This is a genomic window from Streptomyces sp. NPDC054757, from assembly GCF_053612185.1.
The window spans coordinates 23,010-42,364 of the sequence record NZ_JBSHBW010000039.1; the positions used below are offsets into that span (position 1 = coordinate 23,010).

At 70.8% G+C, this 19,355-nt stretch carries 11 protein-coding genes; 9 read left to right on the forward strand and 2 right to left on the reverse strand.

Translation table 11 applies throughout. The annotated features are described in order from the left end of the window. The first annotated feature begins 32 nt into the window (after window positions 1–32). Window positions 33–938 carry an NADP-dependent oxidoreductase gene (locus tag ACWGKJ_RS31405; RefSeq protein ID WP_385023959.1) on the forward strand — a complete coding sequence of 302 codons (906 nt, stop codon included), beginning with the start codon at window positions 33–35 and terminating at the stop codon, window positions 936–938. A gap of 182 nt (window positions 939–1,120) precedes the next feature. On the opposite strand, the gene ACWGKJ_RS31410 is transcribed toward ACWGKJ_RS31405, so the two are convergent. Both ACWGKJ_RS31410 and ACWGKJ_RS31415 read right to left on the reverse strand, forming a co-directional pair. Further along, window positions 1,121–1,945: an SDR family oxidoreductase gene (locus ACWGKJ_RS31410; RefSeq protein WP_385023961.1), complete on the reverse strand. Its 825-nt coding sequence runs from the start codon at window positions 1,943–1,945 to the stop codon at window positions 1,121–1,123. 182 nt (window positions 1,946–2,127) lie between these two features. Then, the gene (locus tag ACWGKJ_RS31415; protein ID WP_385023963.1) at window positions 2,128–2,973 is read right to left on the reverse strand and encodes an SDR family oxidoreductase; all 846 of its coding nucleotides are present in this window, start codon (window positions 2,971–2,973) and stop codon (window positions 2,128–2,130) included. 803 nt (window positions 2,974–3,776) lie between these two features. Between ACWGKJ_RS31415 and ACWGKJ_RS31420 the strand changes: the two genes are divergently transcribed. From ACWGKJ_RS31420 to ACWGKJ_RS31455, 8 genes are all read left to right on the forward strand, one after another. After that, the gene (locus ACWGKJ_RS31420) at window positions 3,777–4,433 is read left to right on the forward strand and encodes a maleylpyruvate isomerase N-terminal domain-containing protein (protein ID WP_385023965.1); all 657 of its coding nucleotides are present in this window, start codon (window positions 3,777–3,779) and stop codon (window positions 4,431–4,433) included. A gap of 808 nt (window positions 4,434–5,241) precedes the next feature. After that, on the forward strand, window positions 5,242–10,434 hold the full coding sequence (locus tag ACWGKJ_RS31425) for an amino acid adenylation domain-containing protein (RefSeq protein ID WP_385023967.1): 5,193 nt from the start codon (window positions 5,242–5,244) through the stop codon (window positions 10,432–10,434). Between the two features lies 1 nt (window position 10,435). Beyond that, a complete protein-coding gene (locus tag ACWGKJ_RS31430) occupies window positions 10,436–14,950 on the forward strand; it encodes an amino acid adenylation domain-containing protein (protein WP_385023969.1) in 4,515 nt (1,504 codons plus the stop codon). Further along, window positions 14,947–15,141: an MbtH family protein gene (locus tag ACWGKJ_RS31435; protein WP_385023971.1), complete on the forward strand. Its 195-nt coding sequence runs from the start codon at window positions 14,947–14,949 to the stop codon at window positions 15,139–15,141. Before ACWGKJ_RS31430 ends, ACWGKJ_RS31435 begins: the two co-directional genes overlap by 4 nt. 36 nt (window positions 15,142–15,177) lie before the next feature. Then, entirely contained in the window at window positions 15,178–16,446 is a 1,269-nt protein-coding gene (locus ACWGKJ_RS31440) for an MFS transporter (RefSeq protein WP_385023973.1), read from the forward strand. Between the two features lie 32 nt (window positions 16,447–16,478). Further along, window positions 16,479–17,153 (forward strand): class I SAM-dependent methyltransferase, encoded by a 675-nt coding sequence (locus ACWGKJ_RS31445; RefSeq protein ID WP_385023975.1) that lies wholly within the window; start codon window positions 16,479–16,481, stop codon window positions 17,151–17,153. A 51-nt stretch (window positions 17,154–17,204) separates the two neighbouring features. Then, window positions 17,205–17,990 carry a thioesterase II family protein gene (locus ACWGKJ_RS31450; protein ID WP_385023977.1) on the forward strand — a complete coding sequence of 262 codons (786 nt, stop codon included), beginning with the start codon at window positions 17,205–17,207 and terminating at the stop codon, window positions 17,988–17,990. 64 nt (window positions 17,991–18,054) lie between these two features. Continuing rightward, complete coding sequence (locus tag ACWGKJ_RS31455; protein ID WP_385023979.1) at window positions 18,055–19,266, forward strand: cytochrome P450; 1,212 nt, start codon at window positions 18,055–18,057, stop codon at window positions 19,264–19,266. Window positions 19,267–19,355: the final 89 nt, after the last annotated feature.

Genomic DNA, 19,355 nt, shown 5'->3' on the forward strand with positions numbered 1-19,355 from the left:
CCGGTCCAGGCCACGTGGAAAGGCAGAACATCATGCGCGCAGTCCGTTATCACGAGTACGGCGGTGTGGAGACTCTCGTGGTGGAGCAGGCACCGGACCCGCATCCCGGGCCTGGCGAGATCCGTGTCCGCGTCGCGGCGGCCGGCGTCAACCCCGTTGACTGGAAGGTGCGTTCCGGAGCGGTGCGGGAGGTGCTGCCCGTGGATCTGCCCGCGATTCCCGGACGTGATGCCGTCGGCGTGGTCGACGAGACCGGTGAGGGCGTGCAGGGGGTGAGCATCGGTGACCGTGTCTTCGGGCTGGGCGGCGTCACCGGCGCGACGGCGGAACTGGCCGTGCTCTCGGCCTGGGCCCCGGCGCCCACCACATGGACCGACAAGGAGGCCGCCGGCGCCGGTCTGGCGTCCGTGACCGCGATGGGCGGGCTGAAGGCGCTCGGTCCGCTGCGGGGGCGCACCCTTCTCATCGAGGGCGCCGCAGGTGGTGTGGGCAGTGCCGCGGTCGAGATCGCGGTCGCTCAGGGAGCCACCGTGATCGGAACGGCCGGCGAGCGCAACCACACGTTCCTCACCTCGCTCGGAGCCGTCCCCACCACCTACGGCGCCGGCTTTGCCGAACGTCTCGCCACCCTGGCCCCGGACGGTGTCGACATCGCGCTCGACACCGCGGCCTCCGGGTCCCTGGCCGACCTCGTCGCGCTCGTGGGCGACCCCGCTCGGGTGTCGACGGTCGCCGACCACGCCAACGCGCAGCGCCTGGGTGTGCGTCTGGCCAACGCGGAGAACGACTCCACGCTCCTCGCCGAAGCGGGCGAACTCGGCCGGCAGGGCCGCTACACACCACGCGTCGAACGGACGTACCCGCTCGAACAGATCGCGGAAGCGCACGCCTACGTCGAGCGCGGACACACACGGGGAAAGATCGTGATCAGCATCTGAGCTTGGCAGTCCCACCACGAGAGGGGGCCGACCGGATCCACTCCGGTCGGCCCCCCTCTTCGCGTACGGGCTTGCTTCGGCATACGGCTACGCGACGGGTTCGCTTCCGCGTACGGGTCTACGCGTACGGGCTTGCCTCCGCGTACGGCTGCCCGCTCCGCGCCCCGGGTCCCCGCCCCGGTTCAGCCCTGCGCCAGCTCCGCCACGGGCTGCCACTTCTCCCACACCGCGAGACGCTGCTCGTAGTCGGCCCTGGCCAGACCCAGCGGCGCCGAACCGAAGAAGCAGCGCAGCGGCGGCTCGTCGGCGTCCACGATCTTCAGGACAGCCGCGGCGGACGCGGCCGGATCACCCGGCGTGCCGACGCGCTTGCGGCGCTGCTCCTGCACCTCCTTGTGGAGGTCGGCGTACGCGGGCAGCGGCTCGGACGTACTCGACGAGGACCCTGCCCAGTCGGTGGCGAACCCGCCCGGCTCGATCAGCGTGACCTTGATGCCGAACGGCGCCACTTCCTGGGCCAGCGCCTGGCTCATGCCTTCGAGCGCCCACTTCGACGCGTGGTAGATCCCGACCAGCGGGAAGGCGCTGATCCCTCCGATGGACGAGACCTGGAGAATGTGACCGCTGCCCTGCTCACGCAGGAACGGCAGCGCCGCCTGCGTGATCCACAGAGCTCCGAACAGGTTGGTCTCCAGTTGCGCCCGTGCCTCGGCCTCGGTGAGTTCCTCGACCAGGCCGAAGTGACCGTAACCGGCGTTGTTGACCACGACATCGAGGCGCCCGAACCGCTCGTGCGCCTGCTGCACGGCGGCGAAGTCCGCGTCGCGGTCCGTCACGTCGAGACGCAGGGGCAACAGCCGTTCTCCGTACTTCTCGCGGAGGTCACCCAGCGTGGAGAGGTCCCGCGCGGTCGCGGCCACCGAATCGCCGCGTTCCAGGGCGGCGATGGCCCACTCCCTGCCGAAGCCGCGTGAGGCACCGGTGATGAACCAGATCTTCTGCGTCATGGTGTGCTCCTCAAGGAAACGTGTCATCCGTACGATCTGCTCGTCGCGGTGTTCCTTCCCCCAGCCAACACCTTCGAGTGGACTCGATGGCAACCCCGGCACTCCCGGAGGCGACCCCCGGCCCGCCGACCGATCCGGTTGATCCGGGCCGGTCACCTGATCATCGGGGGCTGTTGCGGGATTCAGTCCTGGACCGGTGTGCCCGGGCCGATGTCGTACGCCTTCTGCACGAGGGCGGGGCGGCTGCCGTCGTTGAGCTGCCGGTCCCACAGGGCTTCGACCTGTTGGCGGGCCTGTGGCTCCATCTCTTCGGGCAGCAGGTTGCGGTAGCGCCGGTCCTCACCGAGCAGGACCCGTACCGTGCGCTCGTAGACCGGTTCGGGATCGTACTGCTCGTGGGGGAAGGCCAGTTCGGCATAGTCGTGGAGACGACCGGCGGGGTCGTCACGCCATTGCTTCCACGTCTCGAACATCGTGTCGTTGAAGCCGGTCAGGAAGGGCCCGGGGTTGATCGTGGCGACCGTGACACCGAATTCGGCGAGTTCCTGGTCGAGAGCGTCGGCGAACGCCTCCACCGCGTGCTTGGAGCCCGCATAGGCACCGGTGAACGGATCGACGGTGAGACCGGCGACCGAGGACATGAAGACGATGCGTCCCCTGCGGCGGGCCGCCATCCGGCGGGCGATGCCCTGGGTGAGCAGGACGGGGCCGAAGACGTTCACCTCGAACTGGCGGCGCAGCCGCTCCTCGGGAATGTCGGCAGTGGCACCGCCCTCGGACACACCGGCGTTGTTGAGGAGAACCTCGGCCTCCCACGTCCAGGCGTTCTCGCGGTCGCCGGGGTCGGTGACGTCGAGCTTCTCGACACGCAGGCCGACGCCCCGAGCCCGCGCCTCGGCTCGAACCGTGGTGACCTGCGCGATGATCTCTACGCCCGCGATCACCTGGTGCCCGGCCGCCGCGAGCCGCAGCGCGACCTCCTTGCCGAACCCGCTGCCCGCGCCGGTGATGAGAATCGGTCCCGCCATGGTGGTTGCGCCTTCCGGTGCTGAGATTGGGCCTGTCACGCCTGTCCCCCCTCCGGTCTCCCTGTGCCCCTGTCCCTGGCACCGGTCCTGCCGGACAGGGCCACATGGGGAAGACGGTAGATCCGCACTCGCCAGGACGCCTTTCGGCGCAACCGCCCCGTTCTCCCCGACACTCGGAGAGATGCGTGGGGCCATCGGCGTCTCCTTGTCCGGCGCAGCGCCGTCCCCAGGGACGAAGCGGCCTCGGGCCCAATTCACGCGATACGCCCGTTCAGGTGACGCAGCCCCGCGCATCGCCGGGCGCGAGCAGGCCCCCACTACCGGCTGACGAGTCCGTGCACTACCGGCTGACGGGTCCGTGCCATCTCGTCCTGCACCGCCCAGAGGCGTCCGGCCACCGGAGGCTTCTTCGGTCGAGGACGGCAGTGCCTCGGCGGGGTGTGTCGCGGCAGTACACCGCTACTGCGGGCAAGGCCGCCAACTGCCGGGCGGGAATCTCCTGCACATGGCCTCCGGTCGTGCCTCGGCGGCGGTCGGCCGGCGACTGTCTGCGCCCGCCAGGGATTACGGGACAGCCCCTGGGCGCCGGGATCCGTGAAGGCGGATCCGGAGAAGGTCGCCCGCCGGTTGTGAAGTACCCGTACAAGCCGGAGTCGGTGAAACAGCTGGTGCAGGCCGCCGGCCGGAAAGCGGCAGAGCCGGTGCAATGGCGTGAGGGTTCCTGGGCGAGTGGCCGGCCGGCCAGGGCGGACCTGTTCAGCCCTGAAAGGAGTGGCTTCCTCCGGTCGCGGTACGGTCCTGCCATGTCCCGATCAGCCGATGTTGCCCTCTCCCGGCCCCCCGTCACCGCGGACGACCTCGACCTTGCCGTGCAACTCGCTGTGGCGGTGCTTCGCAAGGCGCCCCCGGCCGCGTGGGAAGGCACGGCCGGTCCGCTGGAATGGGACTGCTGGGAAACCGTCGAGCACCTCAGTGACGATCTCTTCGCCTACGCTGCGCAACTGGGCCCCAGAACACCGCCCTTGGATGGTGAGGTGCCCTTCGTATGGGAGAGCCGACGTCCCGGCGGCCCGGCCAACGCCATTCACGCGAACCGCGAGGCGGGGCCCGCCGGTCTGCTGCAGGTCCTGGAAGCGAGCGGCGCGCTGCTGGTCGCCATGGTGCGCACGACGCCTCCGCAGGTCCGCGCTCACCACGTCTTCGGCGTCTCGGACCCCGAGGGCTTTGCCGCGATGGGCATCGTGGAGACCCTGGTGCACACGTACGACCTGGCACAAGGGCTCGGTCTCGTATGGAGCCCGCCTGCCGGTCTGTCCTCCCGGGTGCTCGCCCGGCTGTTTCCGGACGCACCGTCGTCCACGGATCCCTGGCCCACCCTTCTGTGGGCCACCGGACGCGCCGAACTACCCGGACACCCCACTCTCACCACATGGCGCTGGGACGGCACACCCCGGGCGTAGTCTCAGGCGTTTCCGCCGCGGTTTCCCGCATGCTCCAGGACATCGGTTCCGCTCTGCGCGCCACCGCGCCGGGCAGCGCCGGCACACGTACCCGTACCGGAGCGCCGACCGTCCCGGCCTGCGCAAGGTCCGGGTCGACGGCGGCTACCGCAAACGCTTCGCCGAGCACGCCGCTCCGAAGCCGTGATCCACCCACCCAAGACCGACCTCATGGCCCGCCGCCCCACCGGCGAGAAACACCATCTCCCGGCGCGCTCCGGCATGATCCCGTCAAAGCCGCATCCAGGCAGGAAATAACGGTACGAAACTACCTCTGACAGTCCCGCTGGGAGGAAAGTGGCCACGGCACCACTACGCGCACTGTCATTGAGACATCGCCGGGCGGAGGTGCGACGTTCCCTCGTCACTGCGTCGCAGGCCAGACTTTTTGAGTGCCGGGCAAACAATCTGTATCCGGCCACCTGACAAATTAGCCTATTGCATAGGATCGCCAGCCCGTGCAGAGTGATTTGAGCAAGCCAAAGTGACGAGAGTTACTGCTGTGCCGATGATTCGGCACAGCCCATAAAGGGGACGGCGCCCGAGGTGATCACCCCCGGCAAGGGCGGTTCGCCAGAACTGCGGAGGACGCCGTCCGGCCGGGCCCACTGACCCTCATCGCCATCACGCCACGCATGAGCACCTCACCCTGATTACGCCCTTCCGAGTTGAACAGCGCATGCCCTGTCCCGTGGCCGTTGTGTGCATACGGCTGAGAGAGGGGTAACGGACGTGCCCCCTCTCCCTGGATCGGTAGGGAAAATTCGAGATGTCCGCACGATTAACCATGTCCCTCACCGCGTGGCCGCCCCAAGCGGTGGCCTTACGGTGCGACGGGCGTTCCCCGGTCACCTACGCCGAACTCGAAGCCCGCCGTGCCCGCCTGGCGGAACGCCTGCTGGCGCGAGGTGTCGGCCCGGAGACCGTCGTCGCCGTCTCCCTGAGCACACGCGCCGACACCCTGGTGGCCCTGTACGCCGTCCTGAGCGTGGGCGGCGTCTACCTGCCACTGGACACGACGGCACCGGCCGACCGGCGCCAGGAGGTCCTGACGGACAGCGGTGCCCGGGTGGAACTGCGCGACGGGCCCCACCCGGACGCCGAACCCGTTCTGGTCGGCCGCGCCGACCCGCCGCCGGCCGGCACCGCTCTCACCGACGCCAACACCGCGTACGTGCTGTACACCTCGGGCACCACCGGGCGCCCCAAAGGCGTGTGCGTCTCTCGCGCGGCCCTGGCGGCCCACCTGGACGACATGGCCGGGCGCCTGGAGATGGAGCCGGACGACCGGGTCCTGTGGTTCGCCGCCCCCCATGTGGACGTCGCACTGGAACAGGCCCTGACAGCGTTGTCAGTCGGTGCCTCGGTGGTGGCGCGCGGGCCCGGTCTGCTGTCCTTCGGCGAATTGGCCGAGCTAGTCGAACGCCACGCGGTGACGGTCGCCAACCTGCCGGGCGGTTACTGGAACGCGTTCGCCCTGTCCATGAATGACCGTCAGGTCGCGGCCTGCCGGGGACTGAGACTGATGATCTCGGGCAGCGAACGCATGTCCGCCGCCGCCGTGGCCAACTGGCAGCACCTCCTCCCCGGCGTGCCGTTGCTCAACGCCTACGGCCCCACCGAGACCGTCATCACCTCGACCCTTTTCCGTATCCCGCCCGGCATGACGAAGCACGGGGAGGTCCCTCTGGGAACCGCCTGTGGTGTACGCCGACTGCACGTGCTGGACGAGCGGTTGGTTCCGGTCCCCGGCGGATGCGTCGGCGAGCTGTACATCGGCGGCGCCCCCCTGGCACAGGGCTACCTGGCCCGTCCGGCGACGACCGCCGAGCGCTTCGTGCCTGATCCGTACGCGGACTCCCCGGGCGCCCTGATGTACCGCACCGGCGACCTGGTACGGGAGGCGGAGGACGGAAACCTCGTATTCGTCGGCCGCGCCGACGACCAGGTCAAGATCAGAGGGTTCCGGGTGGAGCCGGCGGAAGTGCGCCTGGTCCTGGAGCGCCACCCCGCGGTCCGCCACTGCGCCGTACTGGGACGGCCCACGTCCCGTGATCAGACCGCCCTGGTCGCCTACACCGTGGCCCCCGACGTCTCCGCCGCCGAACTGGTGGCCCACGCGAGCCACGCTCTCCCACCGCACATGGTGCCCACCGTCGTACTGCTGCCCGCCCTGCCGCTCACCGCCGAAGGAAAACTGGACCGGGCCGCCCTGCCCGACCCCGGCGAATCCGGCCCGGACACCGCCGGCTCGGAGGACGAGCCGCCGGCCGCGGAACTGTCCGCCACTGAGACATCCCTGGCCGGGATCTGGTGCAGGATGCTGGACGTGCCGCGGGTCGGCAAGGACGACAACTTCTTCGCCCTGGGGGGCGACTCGCTGGTCGCTCTGCAACTGGCCGCCGAACTCCTCGCCGAGTACGGTCCCACCCTGTCCGCCCAGACCGTCTTCTCTGCCGGCACCCTGGCCGAACTGGCAGCCGTCCTCGACGACATCACGGCTGAGGCCGCGGCGGAGTCCGGTGCGGAGCCGCCGCGGCCGGGCCACGACGGTGCTCACCACACCGCCTCCGACGAGCCGGTGGACGACGGCCTCTCGGCCGGCCAGCGCTCGTTGTGGTTTCTGGAGCGCTGGGCGCCCGGCACCGCCACATATCACGTGCCCTGGGAGTTCCGGCTCAGTGGCCCGGTCGACCACGCCGCCCTCGAAGGAGCCCTGCGCACCGTCGTGAGCAGGCACGACGTACTGCGCTCCGTCTTCGTCGAGAACCTCGGCCGGCCACAGCGCGTGATACGCCCGGACCTCGTCCCCGGCCTGCGCCTCGTGGAAGCGTCCACGGCCGCGCTCCCCGCACCGGCCGGGACCGGCTCCCGGGACACCCCGGCCGACCAGGACGAAGCCGTCCGCGCCTGCTTGCACGCCGCCGCCCGCGCCCCGTTCGACCTGGAGCACGGCCCGCTGCTGCGAGCGGTACTGGTACGGACCGGTGAGGAACGGGCCGTACTGCTCGTGGTCTTCCACCACCTGGTCTGGGACGAGCTCTCCCTCGCCGTCTTCGAACGCGAACTCACCGAGGCGTACAGCGCGGCCCTGGAACGGCGAGATCCCGCGCTTACGCCGCTGACCGCCACATACGACGACTTCGTCGCCTGGCAGGCACGAAGGGCAGCCGGCGCGAGCCACCGCGACGGACTCGACCACTGGGCCCGCCGTCTGGCCGGCGCACCGACTCTGCTCCGTCTGCCCACCGACCGCCCCCGCCCGGAGCAGCCCGCCTACGACGGCGCCACTGTCGGGTTCTCGCTGCCGGCGACCGTCGGTTCCCGGGTCCGCGCCCTGGCCCGGCAGGAGAACGCCACCCCCTTCCTCGTACTGCTCACGTCCTGCGCGGCCACGCTGCTGAGGTACACCGGCCAGGAGGACATGGTGCTCGGAACGCCGGTGTCCGGCCGGAGCAAGCCCGAGTTCGACGGGCTGATCGGGAATTTCGTCAACCTGCTCCCCCTGCGCGTCGACCTCTCCGGTGAGCCCACCTTCCGGGAGCTGCTGCGCAGGGTTCGCACCGCCGTGCTGGCCGACTTCGGCCACCAGGACGTGCCGTTCGAGGCCGTGGTGGACCGGGTACTGGGCCGGCGCCCCACCTCGTACGCCCCCCTGGTCCAAGCCGCCTTCGAGATGCACCGGCACACCGGTGACGGCTGGCGGGCCGGACCGCTCACCGCCCGTCGTGCGCTGCTCCCCACGGGGACCGCGAAGTTCGACGTCGGCTGGCAGGTCACCGACGACGGGCAGCGCCTCCACGGGGTGGTCGAGTACAACACCGGGCTCTTCGACGAGGAGACCGTGAGTGGGCTGGTCGAGGGGTGGAAGGCCCTGCTGCACGACGCGGTGAACGAACCGGACAGCGTGACCTGCACCTATCGACCGGGGACAGCGCGCACCGCGTCCGAGACGGTACCGAAGGGAACGGCCATGGATGCCCCATCGTCCGAGCACGGACCGAACGCCCCCGCCCTCACCGTCGGCGCCGCGCGGGAATCCACCGCCCGCCATATCGGGGACGCCCCGCCGGACATCGCGGAGACCCTGTACGACCTGACCCGCTCCCGCCCCGACGGCGACCCGGAGCGGCCCGCCGTGACCATCGACGGGGCCCACCTGGGCCACGCCGAGCTGGTCGCCTCGGCCAACCGCCTCGCCCACCGGCTGCGCGCGCTGGGAGTCGGGCCGGGGGTCGTGGTGGGCGTCCTGGCGGAGCGCGGCCTCGACCTGGTCGTTGCGCTGCTCGCGGTGATCGCGTCGGGCGGGGCCTACCTCCCGCTCGACCCGGAGCACCCGAGCGAGCGGCTGGAACACATGGTCGGTGACACGGCCGCCCCGGTGGTCCTCGCCCAGCGCCGATTCGTCCCCCTGCTGCCCGTGGGGAAAGTCACCGTGCTGGATCTCGACGACCCCGGTCAGTGGGCCGAGGAGTCCGACCGGCCGCCGGCTCCGCTCGCCGGCCCCGCGGATCCCGCATACGTGATCTTCACCTCCGGCTCCACCGGGCGTCCCAAGGCCGTCTCCACCTCTCACCGCGCCATCCACAACCGGCTGACCTGGATGCAGCGGCAGTACCCCCTCGACGGGGACGACGTGGTGCTGCAGAAGACGCCCTTCGGTTTCGACGTGTCGGTGTGGGAGTTCTTCTGGCCGCTGATGACCGGTGCTCGACTGGTCCTCGTCCGACCCGGCGGTCACCGGGACCCCGAGCATCTGCGGGAGCTGATCGTCGCCGAGCAAGTGACGACCGTGCACTTCGTGCCCTCGATGCTTCGCGTGTTCCTCGCCCAGGAAGGCGTCGAGAAGTGCCTCTCGCTGCGCCGGACCATCTGCAGCGGGGAGGAACTGCCCCCGCGTCTGGTCAACGACTTCCTCACCCGGATGCCCGGGGAACTGCACAACCTCTACGGACCCACCGAGGCCGCGGTCGACGTCAGTTCCTGGCAGTGCCGGACACTGCCGCCGACGGCCCGGACCACTCCGATCGGGCGCCCGATCAGCGGCGTACGGCTGTACGTGCTCGACCCCGCCGGTGCACCGGTGCCGGCCGGCACCCGGGGAGAACTGCACATCGGCGGCGTCGCCGTGGCGATCGGCTACCTCAACCAGCCACGGCTCACAGCGGACCGGTTCGTGCCCGACCCGTTCAGCGACGACGGAAGCCGTCTCTACCGCACCGGCGATGCCGCACTGTGGCGCGAGGACGGGGAGCTGGAGTACCTGGGCCGGCTGGACGACCAGATCAAGGTCCGCGGCCAGCGCGTCGAGCCGGGTGAGATCGAGACCGTGCTGGAAGCCCACCCGGCGGTGACCGCGGCAGTGGCCGTCCTCGTACCCGACGGCCAGGACCACCGGCTGCAGGCGTACGTGGTGACGGCGCCCGGAAGCGAGGTCGATGGAGCGGAGCTGCGGGACCTGGCCACATCGGTGCTGCCGGACCACATGGTGCCCACGCACTTCCGCCGGCTGTCCGAAGTCCCGCTCACCGGCAACGGCAAAGTGGACCGGTCCGCCCTGCGGGCAGGGGACGCCGGGGACCCGCTGTCCTCCGGCACACCCCTGCCCGGGACCGACGGCCCGGACGGGAGTGAACCGGTGGAACTCGTACTGAACCGCATCTGGTGCATGGTGCTCGCCCTGCCCGGACTCCACCGGGACCAGGACCTGTTCACCTCGGGGGCGCACTCGCTCAACACCCTGCGCGTACGGGCCAGGATCGCCGTGGCGCTGCACACCGACGTCCCCCTGCGCACCATGTTCAAGTCCCGGACCGTGGCCCAGCTGGCCCGGTCCGTGCGAGCGAACGCCGACTCCACCGACCAGATGGAGCGACGGGCCTCCGCGGTGGCGGCGCTGCCCCCGCTGGGCGACGCCGAATGGGTACGCGCGGTGACCGAACTCGACAGCGAGGCGAGGTGAGATGAGCGAGTCCTGGCAGCCCATCATCCGTGCCGGCGGGACGACGGCGCCGCTGTCGGCCGGTCAGCGGTCCCTGTGGTTCCTCGACCGGCTGGCACCGGGGACGGCCACCTACAACCTGCCCTGGATCCAGCGGCTGCGCGGCGCGCTCGACCCGGTTCTCGTGGAACGCGCCCTGCGCGGTGTGGTCCAGCGGCACGAGTCCCTGCGCACAGTGTTCTCGGCAGCCCTCGGAGAGCCGCGCCAGGTGATCCGGCCGGACGGCGACGTGCCCTTCACCGTGCGGGACCTCACCGACGGGCCGGACCCCGAGTCGCGGTCGGCGCGGCTCCTGCGTGAACTGGTACGCCGCCCCTTCGACCTGGAGAAGGGGCCGCTGCTGCGGGGCTGCCTGCTCAAGACGGGCCAGGACCAGTGGGACCTGGCGGTGGTCTTCCACCACATCGTCTGGGACGAGTTGTCCACCGCCGTCTTCGAGCAGGAGCTGGCCGAGCTGTACGACTCGGCGCGACAGGGCCGGCCGCCGGTCCTGGAACCGCTGCCGGTGAACTTCGCCGACTACGCCCGCTGGCAGCGGGAGTGGATGACCGGAGCGGGCTGCGAACGCGAACTGAAGTACTGGGAAGGGCGGTTGGCCGGCGCCCCGACGTCCCTGGCGCTGCCCGCCGACCGCCGCCGTCCCGCGACCCAGTCCTTCCGCGGCGCCACGGCCACCGTGCCCCTGCCCAGCGGTCTGCTGGACCGGGCGGGCGAGCTGGGCCGGCAGGAGGGCGCCACCGGCTTCATGGTGCTTCTGGCCGCCTTCGCCGCCCTCCTGCACCGGCACACCGGCCAGGACGACCTGGTGCTGGGTACCCCGGTGGCCGGCCGCGACCGGCTGGAGCTGGAAGGCCTGCTGGGCTATTTCGTGAACATGCTGGCACTGCGGATCGACGTCGGGGCGCAGCCGTCCTTCCGGCAACTCCTCGATCGCGTCTGCGACGGCGCACTGGAGGACTTCGAGCACCAGGACGTGCCGTTCGAAGCCGTGGTGGAGCGGGTTCTCACCGACCGGCCGGCCGGCCACTCCCCTCTGGTGCAGGTGGTCTTCGGCTGTCACACCAACAGGGGCGCGGACCGTCCGCGTCTCGCCGGGGCGGTCGGCAGCCCGCTGTCCGCCGACACCGGGACCGCCAAGTTCGATCTGATCTGGTCGGTCTGCGACGAGGACGCCGGGGCCCGGATCGAGGTCGAGTACAGCACCGACCTCTTCGACGAGTCGACCGTGGTGCGCATGGCGCGGCGCTACGTCCGGCTGCTGGAGTCGGTCATGGCCGACCCCGACGCCGGTGTCGGCGTCGTCGACCTGCTCACGGAAGAGGACCGCGCGGTGGTGCGGCCGTTGCCCGCGCCCCGGGTTCCGCACGGCGCCCGGCTGCACGAGGTGTTCGAGCGCGTGACCGCGGAACACCCCGGGAGCACCGCGGTCAGCCACGGCCGGGAGCAGCTCACCTACGCGGAGTTGAACGGGCGCGCCAACCGGCTGGCCCACTACCTCGCGTCGCGCGGCGTCGAACGCGGAGACCGGGTCGGGCTGTCGCTGGAGCGCGGCCCGGCGCAGGTGGTGGCGATCCTCGCCGTGCTCAAGGCCGGAGCGGCCTACGTCCCCGTCAACCCCGCCGACCCGGCCCCGCGGCAGGAGCTGGTCCTGGGGGACGCGCGGGTCCGGCTGGTGCTGCGTGACGAGGAGGTGGCGGGCGCAGTGGCGTCCGGGACGTGGCCGGAAGGGAACCTGGCTCTCGCCGGATCCGGCGAGGACTCCGCGTACGTGATCTTCACGTCCGGCTCCACCGGGCGTCCGAAGGGGGTGGAGGTGGCACACAGCAATGTGACCGCCCTCTTCGACGCGGTGGCCGAGAGGTTCGGCCTCGGCCCGCACGACGTGTGGACGGCGTTCCACTCCTATGCCTTCGACTTCTCCGTGTGGGAGACGTGGGGAGCCCTGCTGTACGGAGGCCGGCTGGTCGTGGTGGAGCAGGCGGTCGCCAGAGCGCCCGGCCGGTTCGCGGAACTGCTGGTACGGGAGGGGGTCACCGTCCTCAGCCAGACCCCGTCGGCGCTGGCGCAGCTCACCTCCGCCCTGGCCGCACTCCCCGCCCCGGCGGCGGACCTGCGGTGGGTCGTGCTGGGCGGCGAAGCGTTGCAGCCCCACCACGTCGACCAGTGGTTCGAGCGGGCCAAGGCGCCGGGCGCCCGGCTGTGCAACATGTACGGAATCACCGAGACCACCGTGCACGTGACCGCACACGAGATCGACTCGCCGGACTCCTTCGACCGCAGCATCATCGGCCGCCCGCTGCCGCACCTCTCGGTCGCGGTGCTCGGTCCGGACGGCGTGCCGGTACCCATCGGTGTGGTCGGGGAGATGGTGGTCGGCGGGGCCGGTGTGGCCAAGGGGTACCTCGGCAATCCCACGCTGACTGCCCGGCGGTTCATTCCCGGGCCCGTACCCCACGACGCGTCGTTGTGGTATCGCTCCGGCGACCTGGCGCGGTGGCGGGAGGACGGCACCCTGGAATACCACGGCCGCGTCGACGACCAGGTGAAGATCCGCGGGTTCCGGATCGAGCCCGGGGAGATCCGCCACGCACTCCTCGCCCACCCGGGGGTCCAGGACTGCGTGGTGGTCGCACACCAGGACCCGGACACTCCGCCGCATCTGGTCGCCTATGTGGTGGGAGAGGCCGGCTCGGCGGAGGTCCGCGCCTTCCTGGGCGGCCGGCTCTCCGGGCATCTGATCCCGTCCATCATCATGTCGCTGGACGAACTGCCTCTCACCTCCAACGGCAAAGTGGACGTGCGGGCGCTGCCCGGCCCCCGGGCCGAGCGTGAAACCGAGCGTTCCGCGCCAGAAACCGATGCGGAGCGGATGCTCGCCGGGGCCTGGCAGGAAGTACTCGGTCTGGAGGACGTCGGCAGGGACGACAACTTCTTCGCGCTCGGCGGCGATTCCATCCGCAGCGTCCAGGTGGCCGGGGCACTCCGCAACCGCGGGTACGAGCTGGATCTGGAGGCGTTCTTCACCACTCCCGTACTGGCCGAACTGGCGTCCCGGCTGCGACGCGCGGAGGAGAGCGCCGACATCGGCGACCGCACTCCGTTCGCGCTGGTCGCCCCGGGCGACCGCGCCTACCTTCCCGACGGCCTGGACGACGCCTACCCCATGACCTCCATGCAGCTCGCCATGGTCTACCACATGGAGGCCGACCCGGGGCGACGGCCGTACCAGAACGTCAACAGCTACCGGATGTCCGGCGACTTCGACGAGAAGGCCTTCGCCTCCGCCCTCCGCGAGGCAGTGCAACGGCACCCCGTCCTGCGCACCGGCTTCGATGTGGTCTCCTTCAGCCGGCCGATGCAGCTGGTCCACCATGACGTACCGGTGGACCTCGTCGTGGAAGACCTGCGTGCCCTGGAGGAGTCCGAGCAACTGGACCGGGTCACGGACTTGGCGCTGCGGGAGTGGGCGGTCCCCTTCGACCTCGCCGTCGCGCCCCTGCTGCGGGTCTTCGTGCAGCGCCTGGCCGAGGACCTGTACCAGCTCACCCTGGTCGAGCACCATGCGATCCTGGACGGCTGGAGCTTCACCTCGCTCTTCGCCGAACTGCTTCAGCGGCACGCGGCGCTGCGCGACGAGCCGACGAGCCCTCCCGCGCCGGCGCCCTCCTCCCTCTTCCGGGAGTACGTCGCCCTGGAGGCAGCGGCCAAAGAATCCCAGGCGTCCCGGGAGTTCTGGGAACGGCGCGTGTCCGGGGTGCGGCCCACCCGGCTGGGCACCATGCGGCACGACGAGGGACGCGGGGCCGACGCGGGCGTATTGGAGTGCACCCTCCCGGCCGCGCTGGCCGCCCAGGTTCCGGCGTTCGCCGCGGCCCACGGGGTCGGTCCGAAGAGCGTCGCGCTGGCCGCACATGTGGCGGCGATCTCCCGGCTGGCCCGGGGCCATGAGGTGGTGACCGGGCTGACCGTCAACGGCAGGCTGGAGGACGGGGCCGGTACGGAAGCCCTCGGCGTCTTCCTGAACACCGTCCCGCTGCGCTTCCTGCTCGGCGGGGCGACCTGGAGCTCCCTGGTGCGGGAGGCGCACCGGCAGGAGAGCGAGATCACGCCGCACCGCAGGGTTCCGTACGGCGACATCGCCCGGTACCTGACCGATCCCACCCTGGACTGCAGCTTCACCTTCAACCGCTTCCACGCCCTGGGGACCCTCTCGTCCGCGCAGACCAGCATCGTGGACCAACGGCTCGGCGTGGAGCCGACGGTGCGCCGGGAGCCCAACCACTTCGCGCTGAACGTGACCTTCGTACAGGACCCGTCCTCCGACCGGTCGATGCTGATCGTGGACAGCGCGGACAGCACGCTCGCCGACCGGCAGCTGCACGGCTACGTCACCGACTTCTTCGCGGCGATCCAGCAGATGGCCGAACTACCGGATGGCTCCGTCACCACGTGGCGGGGCGGAGAGAGGCACCCATGAACGATCCACAACCACCGGAGCAGTGCACCGTGGTGGTCAACGACGCCGGCCAGTACTCGGTGTGGTCCGCCCACAGAGCGGTGCCCGGAGGCTGGCGCGAGATCGGCTTCCGGGGCGACCGGGACCGCTGCCTCGACCACGTCGAGAACGTATGGGAAGGGCCTCGTCCCGCCACGCCCCGACCCGTCTGATCCGTCCACCGCGCCACAGGAGGGGAGGAGTAGCTGATGTTCCGCAACACGGCCTTCCGGCTGCTCTTTCTCGGCCAGGTGCTGACCAGCTTTGCCGGGAACGCGCTCTTCCTCTCTCTCGGTGTGTGGGCCAAGGATCTGACCGGGAGCAACACCGCCGCCGGGCTGGTGTTCTTCTTCGTGACGCTGCCCGTGGTCTGCGGCCCGTTCATCGGCCATGTCGTCGACCGCTTCCACCGGCGGTCGGTGCTGATGGTGGCGTGCGGCTCGACAACGGCCCTGGTCACGCTTCTCCTGCTGGTGCACTCGGCGCACCGGATGTGGCTGGTGTATGTCGTCGCCGCCGGTTACGGAGTCGCCGCCATCTTCGTCCGCGCGGCCCAGGCGGGTCTCATCAAGACCCTGATCCCTCCGCAGGACCTGGCCGCCGCCAACGCGTACCTCAGGTCCGCCGGCGACGCGCTGCGGGTGGTGAGCCCGCTGGTCGGAGTCGGCGTCTACGCGGTCACCGGCGGCCCGGTTCTCGCCGGCCTGGTCGCCGGCCTGTACGTCCTGGCCCTGGTGGTCTTCCGTCTCCTGCCGAGGACGCGGGAGACCGCCGAGGGGACGCGCAGGGAGGAGCTGTCCCTGCGCCGCCTCGGTGCAGGGCTCCGGCACCTCTGGTCCCACACGCCGCTCGCGGTCATGACGGCGGCCATCTCCGCAGCCTTCTGCGTGCTCGGCTTCTTCGACAGCACCGACTTCGCGGTGGTGCAGGACAGCCTGCACCGCGCCCCGTCCTTCTTCTCCGTGCTGACCAGCGTCCAGGGGGGCGGCAGCATCGTGGGCGGGCTCACCGCGGCCCTGCTGATCCGACGGCTCGGTGAGCACCGGACGGCCGGAATCGGGCTGGCGGTCATGGCCTTCGGGGCGCTCGGCATGACCCGGACCGGCCTGGCGGTCGTCCTCGGCGCTTTCGTCCTGTTCGGCGTCGGAGTCCCCTGGCTCGCCGTCGGCTACAGCACCGCCTGGCAACGGCACACTCCGGGACCGCTGATCGGCCGCGTCTCCACCGCGGCCGACCTGTCCATGCTCGGGCCCCAGGCAGCCTCGGTCCTGCTCGGTGCCGTACTGATCGGGTCCGTTCCGTACCGCGTTCTGCTGCTGTTCTGCTGCGTCGTCCTGCTGGGAGCCGGCATCGCTCTGCTGGTCACCCATGACCGGCCGTCGGACCGGGCCCCGGACGCAGGGACACCGTCGTCTCCGGCCGACAGTGGGCCGGACGACCGCGCACCCCGCAACAGGCAGACGGAACACACCACTTGACGACCTCCGAAACCCCCGACCAAGGAGTGAACATGTCGCGTCAGAAGGGCACAGGACCCGGAGCTTTCAGCCCCGAGGGAGACCCGGTCGAGCTCTACTCGATCCTGCGCGCCGGCCGAACGCCACAGGTGGTGGACGGCGCGCTGCCCCGCCGGGCCTCTGTACTGGAACTCGGGGCAGGCACCGGACGGCTCACCCACCCGCTCGTCGCCCTGGGACACCAGGTCGTAGCGGTCGACCACAGCGCCGAGATGCTGGCCAAGGTCGAGGGAGCGGAAACCGTCCACGCCGAGATACCGGGACTGGACCTCGGACGGACCTTTGACTCCGTGGTGCTCGGCTCCTGCCTGGTCAACCTCACGGACGCGGAGGTGCGCTACGAGATGATGGCGACGGCCAGGCGCCATGTGCGCCCCGGCGGAAGCGTACTGATCGAACGGGCCCTGCCCGAGTGGTTCACCGGTGTCGGCGAGCCCCGGGTATGGGACGACATCACCGCCACCCTCCTCCGGGTGGAGCAGCTCACTCCCGATCTGCTGCGCGCGCTGATGGAGTACCGCTGGCAGGGCCGGCGCTGGACGCACCTGCAGATCGTCCAGTTCCTCGACGACAACACGCTGGACACCTATCTCAACGCGGCCGGGCTGCGCCGCAAGGAGTGGGTCACCGAGGACACCTCCTGGCTCACCGCCTCCCCGGTCGGCTGACCGTTCCCCCCTCACCACGCGACGGACCTCACCACACGAGAGCGAGGCGTCATGTCCGCTTCCCGAACGGCCCCCCGAATCGAGGGGGACTGGTTCTGGCTGCCGTCTCCCCGCCCGCACGCCGCCGTCCGGCTGTTCTGTTTCCCGCACGCCGGTGGTGATGCCACCGCCTTCACCTCGCTCGGACGGCTCCTGCCCGAGGAGATCGAGCTGTGGGGGGTGCGCATGCCCGCGCGCGGCGGGCGTGCCCGGGACCGCCACCCGGAGAGCTTCGACGCACTGGTCGGCGCGATCAGCGAGGCGGCGCTGCCCCACCTCGACCGGCCGTACGCCGTACTCGGCCAGAGCATCGGCGCGCTGGTCGGCTACGAGGTGGCCAGGAAGCTGGCCGCTCACCTGTCCCCTGCCGCCTGCTTCGTCATCGGATTCGCACCCCCGCACACCTGGCGGGAACCCCCCGGAGCCGGGGGCGAGGCCGACGTCCGGGAACTGGCCGACTTCATGCTCCGCAACGACGAGCGCGCCGGCGCGGTGGTCACCCATCCGGCGCTGCGGGAGATGGTGCAGGGGGTGCTGCGGGCGGACATGGGCCTCGCCCGCACCTACCGGGACCCGGGTCTCGGGCCGCTGGCCTGCCCCGTCAAGGCCATCCTCGGGGCCGACGACGAGGCGGTCTCCGCAGCCGAGATGGAGGAGTGGAAACGCTGCTCCACCGGCGACGGCCGCGGGCTCGACGTGCTGCCGGCCGGTCACCTCGTGCTCCAGTCCGGCGAGACGGCCGTGCAGCAGGTGGCAGCGATCGTCCAGGACCTCCTGCTGATGCCCCTTTACCAGTGAGCGGCTCGCCGGCCACGGGCCGACGTCCTTCCCCTCAACCGATGCCAGCAGCCCTAGGAGCAGCATGAACACGGCAACCACGACGACCGCGCTGCCCGACCTCACCGATCCTGCCTTCTGGTCCCGCGAGGACAGCCACTCCGTCCTCCGCGAGCTGCGCCTCCGGGCGCCGCTGTGGCGACTGGAGACGGAGTCGGAGGGTCCGCTGTGGTGCGCGCTGTCCTACGCGTTGGCCGGTGAGGTACTGGGCGACGCGAACCGGTTCAGCTCGGAGCGCGGGTCGCTGCTGGGCACCGGCACCGACCGGGCGCCCGCCGGTGCGGGGAAGATGATGGCCCTCACCGATCCCCCGCGCCACCGCGAACTGCGGGGACTGGTGCTGCCCTTCTTCTCCAAGCGGAAGGCGGCCGAACTCACCGAACGCGTGGCCGGCCTGACCCGCCAGGTGGTGCGCACCGCGTTGGAGGCGGAGGAGACCGACTTCGTCAGGGACATCAGCACGGCGGTTCCGCTGACCGTCATGTGTGATCTGCTCGGGGTCCCGGACGAGGACCGGGACCACGTGGTGCACATGTGCGACAGGGCCTTCCTCGGCAGAACTCCGGAGGAACGGGCCGAGGCACACCAGCAGTTGCTGCCCTACCTTTTCTCACTGGGCCTGCGCCGCCAGAGCGACCCCAGGGACGACATCATCAGCACACTGGTCACCCACACGGTGAACGGCCGTCGGATGCCCCTGGACGAGGCACTGCTCAACTGCGACAACATCCTGGTCGGAGGCGTACAGACCGTACGTCACACCGCCACCATGGCCATGCTCGCGCTGACCCGGCATCCGCACGCCTGGCAGGCGATGCGGGAGGACGGATACGACCCGGAGCCCGGCGTCGAGGAACTGCTGCGCTGGACCTCGGTGGGCCTGCACGTGCTGCGCACGGCCAGGGTGGACACCGAACTCGCCGGACAGCGCATCCGGGCAGGAGACCGCGTGGTGGTCTGGACGCCGGCGGCCAACAGGGACGAGACGGAGTTCGAGGACCCCGACCGGCTGCGGCTCGACCGCACCCCCAACCGGCATGTGGCCTTCGGCTGGGGGCCGCACTACTGCATCGGGGCACCCTTGGCCCGGGTGGAGCTGGCCTCGCTCTTCGGAGCGCTCACGGAGGCCGTCGAACGGGTCGAGGTGCTGCGACCGCCGGTACCCAACCGCTCCATCATCAACTTCGGGCTCGACTCCCTCACCGTCAGGCTGCACCCGCGCGGCGGAACCGACTGACCGGCAACGCCCTGATGGGTGAGCCCTGTTGGTCCCTCTCCTCCCCCGGGGCAGTGAGACCGTGCCGTCAGGCGGTCGAGGCAGCCGTC